Raw genomic sequence first — 13359 nt, 5'->3', positions numbered from 1 at the left:
GGATCGCCCCGGAGTCCTCAGCCCTGTCGACAAGCGGGCGCTAGGCGCGTGCGACGTGGATCTTCTGTTTGATGTGCTTGAGGTTGGCGACGATGGTGAAGGTCATGATCACCAGCAGCGACCATGAGCTCCACTTGCTCACGTGGACCACCGACCAGGCGCCCAGCTGGTTCGGGTAGCGCCACACGCCCCAGAAGGTACCGATGTTCTCGGCCAGCCAGATGAAGAAACCGATCAGCACGAAGGAGAGCAGCAGCGGCATCTTGCGGTCGCGGTCGAGCGGACGGAACACCACGGTGGTGCGCGAATACAGGCCGAGCGCGCATGCGGCCAAATACCAGCGGTAGTCGCCGATGTAGTGGTGGGTGAAGAAGTTCAGGTAGATCAGGATCGCAATGGTCCACGCCATCCAGTGCGGCGGATGGTGGCGGATGCGCAGGTCGAACAGGCGCCAGGCCTGCACGATGTAGCTGCCGATGGCCGCGTACATGAAGCCCGAGAACAGCGGCACGTCCAGCAGCTTGGTGTACGCAAAATCGGGGTAGGCCCAGGACTGGATCGCGCCCGACACCTTGAAGGCCTCGAGCGCGAAGCCGATCGCGTGGAACAGGCAGATCGCCTTCAGCTCGTCCATCGTCTCGAGGCCGGAGCGAACCATCCACAGCTGGATCGCCAGCGCCACCAGCAGCAGCACGTCGTAGCGCGGCACCCCGAACACGCCGGCGCGCGGGGTCAGCATCATGGCCGCGAAGAACAGGCCGACGAACAGGCAGGCACGCGCATTCTTGAAACCGAACCAGAGGAACTCGACGCCGCCGCGGCGCCAGCCCAGAAGCTGGCGCGGCCGCATGTCGAGCAGGACGTTGTCGAGGGCGAGGGTGATGGGAGCGGAGCCGGGCGTCTTGTTCATTGTTGTCGGTCGCGGTGGCGGGTCGAATCGGGTCAGCCGATGTTGGCACAGATGGGATGCCGAGGCAATGCTTCGGTGCGCCGGTGTTGCAGCACGTTTGCGGCATTAGAATGGTGCATCACCGACTTCAGCGCCACGTATGCATACGATCCACCCGAAAGCCGACGAATGGGGAAAGCCGGTCGCGATCACCGCACCGACCTCGCCGAGCTCCCTGGACGCGTGGCGCGACCCGCAGCAGATTGCCACCGTCATCCCCGGCGGCGCGCTGCCGCCGCAGCTGAACGGCATCGGCTTCACGCCCTGGCGCGACGCCCCGCACGACGATGCCGGCTGGACCGCGCTGGCGGGTCTGGACGAGGATTTCGAAGAGCCGCTTTTCGAAGCTGCGCCCGGCAAGCGGGTGGCGGCGGGCGTGGTCGTCCTGGAAGACGACGGGCGGGTCTGGGTGGTGCATCCGTCCAACGCCTTCGGCGGCTATCCGGCCACCTTCCCGAAAGGAACCGTGGATACCGGCGTGGGGCTGCGCGCCGCGGCGATCCGCGAAGCCTGGGAGGAGAGCGGCCTGCGCGTCGCCTTGAGCGGCTTCCTGCTGGACGTGACGCGCAGCCGCAGCCGCACGCGCTACTACCTGGGCCGGCGCCTGGGCGGCTGCCCGTCCGACATGGGTTGGGAGAGCCAGGCGGTGTCGCTGGTGCCGCGCGCGCTTCTGGCCAAAGTGCTGGTCAATCCGAATGATGCGCCGCTGGTGGCGCTGCTGGGATGAAGTGCAATACTTCGAATCCTTTGGAAGGATGCTCCCAAAAAACGGAAACATCGGCGTTGCGACCTGGCGTACAGTCGAGCCGTGTTCATCCCTGAGAGAAGCCCATGCACATCGAGCGGATACGGTTTGACGAGGTGTTCGACGTCCAGGCGGCGCGTGGCGACTTCAGTTTCCGCTCGCGTGGCCGGCCGCACTATGGCGTCAATCTCGGCAATCGCGTGATCCCTGGCGCAGGAACGACCTATGCGGTGGCATTCGACAAGCCGGGCGACTGGAGCACCGTACTGGCTTGCCGTGACCTGGCATCGTCGATCGTCACCCTGCGTCAGCCGGCCTGGCCCGCGCTGCTGGCCCAGACCGGCGACTTCCTGATCTTCGGCCCGCTGTTCATCGTCGGCGGCCTGCTGCTGGGCGGCGCCTGGCCCGGACTGGTGGTGGCCGCGCTTCTGCTGCTGGCCATGGGCTACGCCTTCTGGCGCGCCGTGCGCGAGAACCGTGCCGTCACACGGGCGCTGCGCGCAGTCGACGGGCGGGACAATGATGGTGCAGCGCGCCCGCAGGCGGTGCAATAGTTGACCACAGTCAACAATTCAGGAGGGGCTCGCCCTTAGGATAGATGGTGCCGATGAAAGGAACCACCATGTCCAAGCAGATCCTCTCCGCACCCCAGCAGTTCCTGTGCTTCACCCTGGGCGGGCTTGAATACGGGCTCGATTACGCCGCGGTGAAAGAGCTCAAGGTTTTCCGTGCGCTCGAGCGCTTCTCCAGCGATGACGGCGAGATCATCGGCGGGGTGGCGCTCTCGCGCGGGGTGATCATGCCGGTGATGGATTTGCGGGCGGCCTTCGCGCCCGGCTTCTCGTCGCCTGAGCCGGACACCGACGTGATCATCGTGCGGGCGTCAAGCGGGGTGGTGGGGGTGGTGGTGGAGCGCGTCACCGGCGTGCTGCGCCTGCACCCGGAACAGGTGGCGCCGCTGCCGGGCGCTGCTACCCAAGCCGACTACCTGATCGGCCTCGGCATGGCGAAAGGAAGGCGCCTGATCCTGCTCGACATCGAACGCCTGATGTCGATGGCGCCGGCCCAGCCACGACAAGTCGCTTAAGCTGCGAGCCCTTCGAGCTGCTCCTGCAGCTCGAGCCATTCCGCCTCCAGCTGTTCCAGGTCGCGCGCGGCAAAGGCCTGGTCGGCCACCAGGGTCTTGAGCTTGTCCTTGTTCTCCGCCTCGTAGATGCTCGGCTCCAGCAGCTGGGCGTCGATCTCGGCCTTCTTCGCATTCAGCTTGGCCATCTGCTCTTCCAGGCGCTTGACGCGGTTCTCGAGCGGCTTGCGCTGCGCGGCCAGGCGCTGGCGCGCTTCCGCTTCCTGCTTCTTCTGCTCCTTGCGGTCGACCGGTGCGGCGAGCGGCGCCTCGGCTTTGCTCTCCTTTGCAGGCGCCGGCGCCGGCAGGGTGGCGGTGCCTTTGCCGAGCTTGGTCTGGAACAGCCATTCCTTGTAGTCGTCCAGGTCGCCGTCGAAGGGCTGCAGCTTGCCGTCGGCGACGATGATGAATTCATCGGTGGTGGCGCGCAGCAGGTGGCGGTCGTGGGATACCAGCACCACGGTGCCTTCGAACTGCGCCAGCGCCATGGTCAGCGCTTCGCGCGTCTCGAGGTCCAGGTGGTTGGTCGGTTCGTCCAGCAGCAGCAGGTTCGGGCGCTGCCACACGATCAGGGCCAGCGCCAGGCGTGCTTTTTCGCCGCCCGAGAAGGGCGCGATCGGGCTGGTCACCATATCGCCCGGGAAGTTGAAGCCGCCGAGGAAGTTGCGCAGCTCCTGCTCGCGCACGTTCGGCGCGATCTTCAACAGGTGCCACAGCGGCGACTCGTCGTGGCGCAGCATCTCGACCTGGTGCTGGGCAAAGTAGCCGATCGACAGGCCCTTGCCCAGGGTCGCCGTGCCCTCCAGCGGCATCAGTTCGCCGGCGACGGTCTTGATCAGGGTGGATTTACCGGCGCCGTTCACACCCAGCAGGCCGATACGCTGGCCGATCTGCAGCGAAAAGTTGACGCGTTTGACGATGGTCTTGCCGCCGACCTTGTCGCCATGCGCGTCCAGCAGCGGGTAGCCGGCGTCGACGTCTTCCAGGACCAGCAGCGGGTTAGGGGCGGACAGCGGCTCGCGGAACTCGAAGGAAAATTCGGCGGCCGCGCGCAGCGGCGCCAGTTCTTCCATCTTGGCCAGCGCCTTCATGCGGCTCTGCGCCTGGCGCGCCTTGGTGGCCTTGGCCTTGAAGCGGTCGACAAACGACTGCAGGTGGGCGCGGGTACGCTGCTGCTTCTCGAAAGCGGCGGCGGCCAGCACCAAGTGCGCGGCGCGCTGGCGCTCGAAGGCGCTGTAGTTGCCCGAGTAGCGCTTCAGCTTGCGTTCGTCGATGTGCACGACGACGTTGACGATCTCGTCGAGGAAATCGCGGTCGTGCGAAATGATGATCAGGGTGCCAGGATAGCGTTTCAGCCAGTCTTCCAGCCAGATGATCGCGTCCAGGTCCAGGTGGTTGGTCGGTTCGTCCAGCAGCAGCAGGTCGGAAGGGCACATCAGTGCCTGCGCCAGGTTCAGGCGCATGCGCCAGCCGCCCGAGAAGCTGGCCACCGGCTGCTGCATCTGCTCCAGCGAGAAGCCCAGGCCCAGCAGCAGCTGCTCGCCGCGCGACTGCACCGTGTAGGCATCCGCGTCGGCCAGCAGGCTGTGAAGTTCGCCCAGGCGCATGCCGTGGTCGTCCGCATCCGGATGCGCTTCCAGTTCGTCCAGCTCGGCCTGCAGGCGGCGCAGATTGACGTCGCCGTCGATCGCGTAGTCCAGCGCCGGTCGGTCCAGGGCCGGCGTCTCCTGCGCCACGTAAGCCATGCGCCACTTGGCGGGGAAGTCGATCGCGCCCTGGTCCGGGTGCAGTTCGTTCCGCAGCATGGCGAACAGGCTCGATTTGCCGGCGCCGTTGGCGCCGATCAAGCCGATCTTGTCGCCCGGGTTGAGGGTCAGGTCAGCGTCTTCGAGCAGCGGCTTGGTGCCGCGCATCAGGCTGACGTTCTGGAAACGGATCATTGCAGGTTCTGGTGTTAGGTAGGGTGGGCGGGTTTCCCGCCCACGCGGTGGTAGTTAGCAGCGAGATCATTCGGCGCGATAACGGAGTCGTTCCGTATCACCGCGTGGGCGGCAAGCCGCCCACCCTACGCTTGCAGTTGTTCCGCGGTGAGCAGGAACACGGCGTCGTCGCCGGCGCTGGTGCTGAGCCAGGTCAGGCCGAGGTGGCCGAAGGCCGCTTCGGCGAAATCGCGCTCGTTGCCGATCTCGACCACCAGGATGCCTTCCGGGCTCAATCGTTCGGCGGCGCCGGCCACGATCTTGCGCACCAGGTCCATGCCGTCCTCGCCGCCGGCCAGCGCGATCTGCGGCTCGCGCAGGTATTCCGGCGGCAGCTTGCCCATCGAGGTGCTGTTCACGTAGGGCGGGTTGGTGACGATCAGGTCATATTTCTTGAACGGCACGTTGGTGTAGAGGTCGGACTCGATCGGGTTGACGCGGCCTTCCAGCTTGTACTCGCGGATGTTGTGCTCGGCCACGGCCAGCGCATCCTTCGAGATGTCGACCGCATCGATCACGGCGTTCGGGAAGGCGTCGGCCATCATGATCGCCAGGCAGCCGCTGCCCGTGCACAGTTCCAGCACGTTTTCCACGCCCTCCGGATCCTGCACCCACGGCGAGAAGGTCTGCGGCACCAGTTCGGCGATGAAGGAACGCGGCACCAGCACGCGCTCGTCGACGTAGAAGCGGTAGTCGCCCAGCCAGGCTTCTTTCGTGATGTAGGCCGCCGGCACGCGCTCGCTGACGCGGCGCTCGATCACTTCCATCACCTGGATCACTTCGTCGGGCAGCAGGCGCGCGTCGAGGAAGGGCTCGAGCCGGTCCAGCGGCAGCTTGAGGGTGTGCAGGATCAGGTAGGCCGCTTCGTCGAAGGCCTCGGCGCTTCCGTGGCCGAAGAACAGGCGGGCAGAGTTGAAGCGGGTGATCGCATAGCGCAGCAGGTCGCGCGGCGTGCTGAAAGTGGTGTTGGTCATGGCCTTCTCCCGGTATGTCTTGTTACGCCGCCAGCAGCTGTTCCAGCGTGCGGCGGTAGATGTTCTTGAGGGGATCGATGTAGCGCAGCTCGATGTGTTCGTCGATTTTGTGGATGCTGGCGTTCGGAGGCCCGAATTCTATCACCTGCGGGCAGATGCGGGCGATGAAGCGGCCGTCCGAGGTGCCGCCCGTGGTCGACAGCTCGGTCTGCACGCCCAGTTCATCGAAGATCGCGCTGCACAGCGCGTCCGAGAGCGTGCCTTTCGGCGTCAGGAAGGGCTGGCCGGACAAGGTCCATTGCAGATCGTAGTCGAGCCCATGGCGGTCGAGGATGGCGTGCACGCGTGCTTCCAGGCCGTCGGCCGTGCTGGCGGTCGAGAAGCGGAAGTTGAAGTCCAGGCTCATGCTGCCCGGGATCACGTTGTTGGCGCCGGTGCCGGCCTGGATGTTCGAAACCTGCCAGCTGGTCGGTGCGTAGTATTCGTTGCCTTCGTCCCAGACTTCTGCCGCCAGCTCGGCCAGCGCCGGCGCGGCCTGGTGGATCGGGTTGCGCGCCAGGTGCGGGTAGGCGATGTGGCCCTGGATGCCCTTGATTACCAGGTGGCCCGAGAGCGAGCCGCGGCGGCCGTTTTTGATCATGTCGCCCAGCACGTGGCTGGAAGTCGGCTCGCCGACGACGCAGTAGTCGAGGGTCTCGCCGCGCTCCTCCAGGCGTTCGCACACGACGACCGTGCCGTCCACCGCCGGGCCTTCCTCGTCGCTGGTGATGAGGAAAGCGATCGAGCCTTTGTGCTCGGGATGCGCCGCGATGAACTCCTCGCAGGCGACCACCATGGCCGCGATCGAGGTCTTCATGTCGGAGGCGCCGCGGCCATACAGCTTGCCGTCGCGCCGGGTCGGGGTGAAGGGCGCGGATTGCCACTGCTGCTCGGGGCCGGAGGGCACCACGTCGGTGTGGCCGGCGAACACGAACACCGGAGAGGTGGTCCCCTTGCGCGCCCACAGGTTGGTGACGCCCTTCGATTCGATGGTCTCGCAGGAAAAGCCGAGCGGCGCGAGCAGCTCGATCAGGCGCTGCTGGCAGCCCTTGTCGTGCGGGGTGACGGAATCGAGGGCGATCAGCTCTTCGGTCAGCAAGAGGGTGCGCGAGGGTTTCATGCAGCGTCCTTGAATTTCGCGGCAAAGGCGTCCGGCGAGAAGCCGACCGAGACCGGGCCCACGCCTTGCAGCACCGGGCGCTTGATGACGGACGGGTTTTCCAGCATCAGCTCCAGTGCGCTAGTCTTGTCGACTACCTGCGCCTTGCGCTCGTCGCTCAGATTGCGCCAGGTTGTGCCTTTGCGATTGACCAGGGTCTCCCAGTCGAGCTGTTCGAGCCAGTCGGCGACCATTTCCCGGGTCAGGCCCTGCTTCTTAACATCGTGGAACGTGAAGTCGTGACCGTTGTCGGCCAGCCAGGTGCGGGCTTTCTTGACGGTGTCGCAGTTGGGGATGCCGTAGAGGGTCGTAGTCATGGAACGTAAGTCATTGCGTCCACGCCGGAGTGGACGACTATTGATTTAAAGAAACGCGCGAGGATAGCACAAGCCTGGCTAGCCAAGATTGTACCTAGAAGAGAAAAAGCGGGCCGCGTGGGCGGCCCGCTCGGTGAGCAGAAGAGAGCGTGGGGAATGTTCAGTCTGCGGTGATCTTGCCGACTTCGATGACATTTTTCCAGCGGGCCTGTTCGGCAAGCTGGAACTGTTGGAACTGCTCCGGCGTATTGCCCACGACCTCGAAGCCCTGGGCCGTCAGCCCGGTCTTGATTTGCGGATCGTTTAGTGCGGCGACAATGGCGCCGTGGAGCTTCGCCTTCACCTCCTTCGGCAAGCCCTTCGGTGCGGCAAACGCCTGCCACGAATAGATGTCGACACCCGGGACGCCCGCCTCGGTGAGGGTCGGTACCGCGGGCAGGACCGCCGCGCGCCGCTCGCCGGTCACGGCCAGCACCTTCAGCTTGCCGGCTTTGATGTAAGGCAGCGCGGTGTTGATGTTGACGAAGGAAACGTCGGTCTGTCCGCCCAGCAGATCCGTCATGGCCGGCGCGCCGCCCTTGTAGGGCACGTGCAGGCCGCTGGTGCCGCTCTTCTGCCAGAACAGCTCGGCCGTCAGATGGTCCGAGCTGCCGTTGCCTGACGATGCGAACGTGAGTTTGCCCGGTTGTTTCTTCAGGTACGCGATCAGTTCAGGCACCGTATTGACCGGCACATTCGGGTTAGCGACCAGCACGTTCGGTGCGCGCACCGCGACGGTCAGGAGGTCGAAATCCTTGGCCGGGTCGTAGCTGATCTTCTTGATGAGCCATTGGTTCATGGCGTAGACCGCGATCGAGGCCGCCATCACGGTATAGCCATCGGGGGCCGCGCGTTTGACCATCGAGGCCCCGATCGCGCCGGTGGCGCCGGGACGGTTGTCGATGATCCAGGGCTGGCCCAGGCGCGCGGTGATCTTGGGGCCGAGCGCACGTGCGATCGCATCGGTCGAGCCGCCCGGCGGGAAGGGCACGACGACGGTGACCGCCTTTTCCGGATAGGCGGCGTGTGCGCTGAGCAGCACCGACATGCCAAGGGACATACCCAACAATAATTTAGTAGCTTTCAACTTGGTCTCCTGTGTTTTAGTATCGATCGTCAAGTGAATCGCATTGCATGTCGCCAGGGCTTTGCCGGGCCCTGGCCGGTACTTCCGGCTCAGCGCACCAGGCAGGGACGCTTGCTGTCGAACTTCCAGCCCGGCACCAGGTATTGCATCGCCACCGCGTCGTCGCGCGCGCCCAGGCCCATGTTCTTGTAGGCCTGGTGGGCTTTCTCCAACTGGTCGAGATCGATCTCGATGCCCAGGCCCGGTTTCTCGGGCACGTGCACCATGCCGCCCTCGATCTTGAGCGGTTCCCTGGTGATGCGCTGGCCGTCCTGCCAGATCCAGTGGGTATCGATCGCGGTCACCTTGCCCGGGGCGGCGGCGCCGACGTGGGTGAACATGGCCAGCGAAATGTCGAAGTGGTTGTTCGAGTGCGAGCCCCAGGTCAGGCCGAACATCTGGCACAGCTGGGCCACGCGCACCGAGCCCTGCATGGTCCAGAAATGCGGGTCGGCCAGCGGGATGTCGACCGACTGCAGCTGGATCGAGTGCGCCATCTGGCGGAAATCGGTGGCGATCATGTTGGTGGCCGTCGGCAGGCCGGTGGCGCGGCGGAACTCGGCCATCACTTCGCGGCCCGAGAAGCCATCCTCCGGGCCGCAAGGGTCTTCGGCATAGGCCAGGATACCGTGCTTGTCGCGGCAGACGCGGATCGCATCCTTGAGCAGCCAGCCGCCGTTCGGGTCGAGCGTGCAGCGCGCTTCGGGGAAGCGTTCGTGCAGGGCGACGATGGCTTCCATCTCTTCGTCGGCGCTCAGCACGCCGCCCTTGAGCTTGAAGTCGTTGAAGCCATAGCGCTCGCGCGCCGCTTCGGCCAGGCGCACCACGGCTTCCGGCGTGAGGGCTTCCTCATTGCGCAGGCGGAACCAGGCATCGCCCGCATCCGGCTCCGAACGGTAGGCGAGGTCGGTCTTCTTGCGGTCGCCCACGTAGAACAGGTAGCCCAGCATCTCGACCGCGTCGCGCTGCTGGCCTTCGCCCAGCAGGGCGGCAACGGGCACGTTCATGAACTGGCCCAGCAGGTCGAGCAGGGCGGATTCGACCGCCGTGACCGCGTGGATGGTGGTGCGCAAGTCAAAAGTCTGCTGGCCGCGGCCCCCTAGATCGCGGTCGGCGAAGGCCTTGCGCATCGCATTGAGCACATTGTTGTACTCGCCCAAAGTCTTGCCGACGACGAGCGGGCGTGCGTCCTCGATGGTTTGGCGGATCTTCTCGCCGCCGGGCACTTCACCGAGGCCGGTATTACCCGCGCTGTCGGTGAGGATGACGATGTTGCGGGTGAACCAGGGACCGTGGGCGCCGCTCAGGTTGAGCAGCATGCTGTCCTGGCCGGCGACGGGCACGACACGCAGGTCGGTGATGACGGGAGCTCCGGATACGTTGGTCTTCATGGTCTGTCTTCTAGTAGGTGGAGATGAAAGCTTATTTGGCGCAGAGCGACTTGACCAGCTTGACGCGCTGGATGTCGCCGACGATGAACAGGTAGCAGGCGATCGCCACGGCGGCATTGGCGCCGACGAACACCAGGGCGCCCGAGAAGGAGCCGGTGTTCTGGACGATATAGCCGATCACGATCGGGGTGGTGATGCCGGCGGTGTTGCCGAAGGTGTTGAACAGGGCGCCGCTCAGGCCACCGGCCTCTTTCGGCGACGTGTCCGACACCACCGCCCAGCCGAGCGCGCCGATGCCCTTGCCGAAGAAGGCCAGCGACATGATGGCGACCACCAGCATGTCGGTCTCGATGTAGTTACAGGCGATCATGCTCATCGACAGCAGCATGCCCAGCACGATCGGCGCCTTGCGCGATACCGACAGCGAGTACCCGGCCTTGCTCAGGCGGTCCGACATCCAGCCGCCGGTAATCCCGCCGAGGAAGCCGGCGATGGCGGGGAGCGAAGCCACGAAGCCGGCCTTCAGGATGGTCATGCCGCGCTCCTGCACCAGGTAGACCGGAAACCAGGTGAGGAAGAAGTAGGTCAGCGTGGTGATGCAGTACTGGCCCAGGTAAATCCCGAACAGCATGCGGTTCGACAGCAGCTCCTTGATACAGGAAAGCGAATTCACCTGGCTGGGCTGGGCCACGCGCTTGTCGCTCTCCAGGTCGACCAGGGCGCCGCCTTGCTGGATGTACTGCAGCTCGGCGGGGTTGATGCCCGGGTGCTGCTTCGGCCCGTAGATGGTCTTGAGCCACACGAAGGACACCAGCACGCCGAGCGCGCCCATCACATAGAACACGCTGTGCCAGCCGTGGGCGTGCACCAGCCAGCCCATGAGGGGGGCGAACAGCACGGTGGCGAAGTACTGGGCCGAGTTGAAGATCGCGGCCGCGCGGCCCCGTTCGTGGGTCGGGAACCAGCTCGAGGCGATGCGGCTATTGCCGGGGAAGGAGGGCGCTTCCGCCGCCCCGACCAGCAGGCGTAGTGCGAACAGCAGGATCACCGCGGTGCCGCCGGCAAAGAAGCCGACCGCACCCGTGAAAAAGGTGAACAGCGACCACAGGAAGATGCTGAAGAAGTAGGTGATCTTCGATCCGAAGCGGTCCAGCAGCCAGCCGCCGGGCAGCTGGGCGACGACATAGGACCAGGCGAAGGCCGAGAATACGTAGCCCATCTGGACTGCGCTCAGGCCCAGTTCCTTCTTGATTTCGGGTCCGGCGATCGAGATCGTGGCGCGGTCGGCGTAGTTGACCGTGGTGACCGCGAACAGCATGGCGAGGATGAGCCAGCGTGTGCGTGTCTTGTTGTCGGCTGCGGCAGCCGTGATCATGGTTTGGGCTCGTTCCAAGCTTGTCTCCTGTTGTCGCTGATATGGTTCAGAAGCTGTGGCGCAGTCCGAGGTTATATCCAGTGTTGCCACTGCCGGCCTCGGTATTATTGTTCACGGTGTAGCCGGCGCCGTTGCGGTTGCTGACGTGCGCATACGCCGCATACACGCCGGTACGCTTCGACAGCGAGTACAGGTAGCCGATGCCCCAGCCGCTTGCGTCCTGGTTGAAGGCGCTGCGATCGTCCTTGTGCATGACGGACGCCATCAGCTTGCCCTGGCCCAGCGCTGCGCTCAGGCCGAGCAGCAGCTCGCGCCCGTCGGTCGAGGGGGTCGCGGGCACGCCGCCGTAGGGATTGTTCGGGTTGGCCAGCGGGGACGCTTCCGGGCCGCGATCGATGCCAAAGCCGGCGTGCAGGGTCAGCTTGCCGAGCTTGTACTGTGCGCCCAGCAGGGTGTTGCGGCTGCGGGCGAAGCGTGTCGCGGCGTCGCCGTTCTTGCTGTTGTAGGCCACGCGCAGGGTCAAGGGTCCGCTGGCGTAGCCGATGGCGCCGCCGAACTGGCGCCGGGCGGCCGAATCGCTTTGTTCACCGGCGCTGTAGGCCAGCTCCATGTCGACACCATGCATGTTCGGCGAGGCCCAGGTGATCGTATTGCTGGTGCGGATGTTGCTGCCGGAGTGGGGGAACAGGTTCTTGGCCGTACCCGCGTAGCCGGTGTTAAAAGGATCGACGACCTGCACCAGCATGTTGTGGTAGGGCGTGTACTGGCGCCCCAGCGCGACCGCGCCGAAACCGCCCTTCAGGCCGACCAGGGCCTGGCGGTTGAAGATGCTGCCGGCGACATCGGTTGCGCCGGTATCGAGCCGGATGCCGGTTTCGAGGGTGAAGAAGGCCGACAGGCCGCCGCCGAGGTCTTCGCTGCCCTTGAAGCCGATGCGGGAGGTGGCGCCGGCGCCGCCGGTCATCTTGGTGAGGGAGCCTTCCGCGCCGCCGCGTTCGCCGACGATGGCGGCATCGACGATGCCGTAGATCGTGATGTTGGTCTGGGCCTGTGCCAGGGTCGGAACCAGTCCTGCGCTGCCCGCCAGGACCAGCACCATGCGTGCCGTCTTGTTCATGCTGTCTCCATTGATCTTGTCATCCCGCTGTCGCGCAGCGTGGTCTTGTTTGAAACGATCATATGCCTTGATCGATTCATGACCAAATCAAAGAGTATTGTGATCAATTCACAGATTGAATTGATCGGTGGCGGCTCAGGAGCGGTCGAAACCGGGCAGGATCCGCTCCCGGAACAGGGACAGGACTGGGTTCTCGTTGTCGCGGCGGTAGGCGCACACCATGTCCACCGGCTCGGTATCGACCCTGCGCATCACAATGCCGTCGAACTTCAGGCGCGAGGCTCCTTCGGCGATCATTGCGGCGCCGACGCCGGCCCTGACCAGGGCCAGCATGGTATGCACCTGGCCGATGTGCTCGACCACGTCCGGCACCACGCCGGCGCGGGCAAAGCGCTCGGTCAGCATCAGGTAGAAGGGGCGGGCCTCGTAGGGCGAGTACATGACGAAGGGGCGGCCGTGCAGGCTGCCGAGGTTCGGTACCAGCGGCCACTGGTCGGCTTCGCTCTCGGGAATCGCCAGCATCAGCGATTCGCGCGCGATCAGCCGGCTTTCCAGCTCGCCGTTCATGGGGTGGGGACGCAGCAGGCCGAGGTCGAGCTCACCGGCGTTGAGGGCTTCCACCTGGGCCGTGCTGACCAGCTCCTTGAGCGTCAGCGACACTCCGGGCGCGTGTTCGCGCAGGCGGCGCACCACTTCGGGCAGCAGGCTGTAGCCCGAGGCCGAGGTAAAGCCAATCGCCAGGTTGCCCTGTTCGCCCTTGGCGGCGCGGCGTGCGCTGAAGGTCGCTTCTTCGGCGATGCGCAGGATGCGGGCGGCTTCGGGGAAGAAGGCTTTGCCGGCAGCGGTGAGGTGGACGCTGCGGCTGTTCCGTTCGAGCAGCCGGACGCCGACGTGGTGTTCGAGCAGCCGGATCTGGCGGCTCAGCGGCGGCTGGGTCATGTTCAGGCGCTCGGCGGCGCGGCCGAAGTGCAGTTCCTCGGCGACCGCCACGAAGCAGCGCAACTGGCTCAGTTCGAACATCGCCGC

At 65.4% G+C, this 13359-nt stretch carries 13 protein-coding genes; 3 read left to right on the top strand and 10 right to left on the bottom strand.

Annotation, left to right across the window (positions count from 1 at the left end; all coding sequences use genetic code 11):
- Positions 1 to 40: 40 nt before the first annotated feature.
- On the bottom strand, positions 41 to 850 hold the full coding sequence (locus tag GV068_RS12490) for a DUF817 domain-containing protein (RefSeq protein WP_201303380.1): 810 nt from the start codon (positions 848 to 850) through the stop codon (positions 41 to 43).
- A gap of 199 nt (positions 851 to 1049) precedes the next feature.
- Between GV068_RS12490 and GV068_RS12485 the strand changes: the two genes are divergently transcribed.
- From GV068_RS12485 to GV068_RS12475, 3 genes are all read left to right on the top strand, one after another.
- Positions 1050 to 1676, top strand: coding sequence for an NUDIX hydrolase (locus tag GV068_RS12485; protein ID WP_159697944.1), 627 nt, complete (start codon positions 1050 to 1052; stop codon positions 1674 to 1676).
- Positions 1677 to 1780: 104 nt separating this feature from the next.
- Entirely contained in the window at positions 1781 to 2248 is a 468-nt protein-coding gene (locus GV068_RS12480) for a hypothetical protein (protein WP_159697941.1), read from the top strand.
- 68 nt (positions 2249 to 2316) lie between these two features.
- Positions 2317 to 2781 carry a chemotaxis protein CheW gene (locus GV068_RS12475; RefSeq protein WP_159697938.1) on the top strand — a complete coding sequence of 155 codons (465 nt, stop codon included), beginning with the start codon at positions 2317 to 2319 and terminating at the stop codon, positions 2779 to 2781.
- On the opposite strand, the gene GV068_RS12470 is transcribed toward GV068_RS12475, so the two are convergent.
- The 9 genes from GV068_RS12470 to GV068_RS12430 all read right to left on the bottom strand — a co-directional run bounded on the left by GV068_RS12470 (position 2778) and on the right by GV068_RS12430 (position 13353).
- The gene (locus tag GV068_RS12470) at positions 2778 to 4757 is read right to left on the bottom strand and encodes an ATP-binding cassette domain-containing protein (protein WP_159697935.1); all 1980 of its coding nucleotides are present in this window, start codon (positions 4755 to 4757) and stop codon (positions 2778 to 2780) included. The two genes, GV068_RS12475 and GV068_RS12470, sit on opposite strands and share 4 nt — an antisense overlap.
- A 125-nt stretch (positions 4758 to 4882) precedes the next feature.
- Complete coding sequence (prmB, locus tag GV068_RS12465) at positions 4883 to 5770, bottom strand: 50S ribosomal protein L3 N(5)-glutamine methyltransferase (RefSeq protein WP_159697932.1); 888 nt, start codon at positions 5768 to 5770, stop codon at positions 4883 to 4885.
- Positions 5771 to 5792: 22 nt separating this feature from the next.
- Positions 5793 to 6929 (bottom strand): succinyl-diaminopimelate desuccinylase, encoded by a 1137-nt coding sequence (dapE, locus tag GV068_RS12460; protein WP_159697929.1) that lies wholly within the window; start codon positions 6927 to 6929, stop codon positions 5793 to 5795.
- Positions 6926 to 7285, bottom strand: coding sequence for an ArsC family reductase (locus GV068_RS12455; RefSeq protein ID WP_159697926.1), 360 nt, complete (start codon positions 7283 to 7285; stop codon positions 6926 to 6928). The genes dapE and GV068_RS12455 overlap by 4 nt, the downstream gene beginning before the upstream one ends.
- Positions 7286 to 7445: 160 nt before the next feature.
- Positions 7446 to 8372: a tripartite tricarboxylate transporter substrate binding protein gene (locus GV068_RS12450; RefSeq protein ID WP_159704975.1), complete on the bottom strand. Its 927-nt coding sequence runs from the start codon at positions 8370 to 8372 to the stop codon at positions 7446 to 7448.
- Positions 8373 to 8500: 128 nt separating this feature from the next.
- Positions 8501 to 9841 (bottom strand): glucarate dehydratase, encoded by a 1341-nt coding sequence (gene gudD, locus GV068_RS12445; protein WP_159697923.1) that lies wholly within the window; start codon positions 9839 to 9841, stop codon positions 8501 to 8503.
- Positions 9842 to 9872: 31 nt separating this feature from the next.
- A complete protein-coding gene (locus GV068_RS12440) occupies positions 9873 to 11216 on the bottom strand; it encodes an MFS transporter (RefSeq protein WP_159704972.1) in 1344 nt (447 codons plus the stop codon).
- A 46-nt stretch (positions 11217 to 11262) separates the two neighbouring features.
- Positions 11263 to 12333, bottom strand: coding sequence for a porin (locus GV068_RS12435; protein ID WP_229464141.1), 1071 nt, complete (start codon positions 12331 to 12333; stop codon positions 11263 to 11265).
- Between the two features lie 135 nt (positions 12334 to 12468).
- The gene (locus tag GV068_RS12430; protein ID WP_159697920.1) at positions 12469 to 13353 is read right to left on the bottom strand and encodes a LysR family transcriptional regulator; all 885 of its coding nucleotides are present in this window, start codon (positions 13351 to 13353) and stop codon (positions 12469 to 12471) included.
- Positions 13354 to 13359: the final 6 nt, after the last annotated feature.

The organism is Massilia sp. 9I (assembly GCF_902506415.1).
Lineage (GTDB): Bacteria > Pseudomonadota > Gammaproteobacteria > Burkholderiales > Burkholderiaceae_D > Telluria.
Note: the sequence above shows the minus strand (reverse complement) of the source record. Positions and strands in the feature narration are given on the sequence as shown.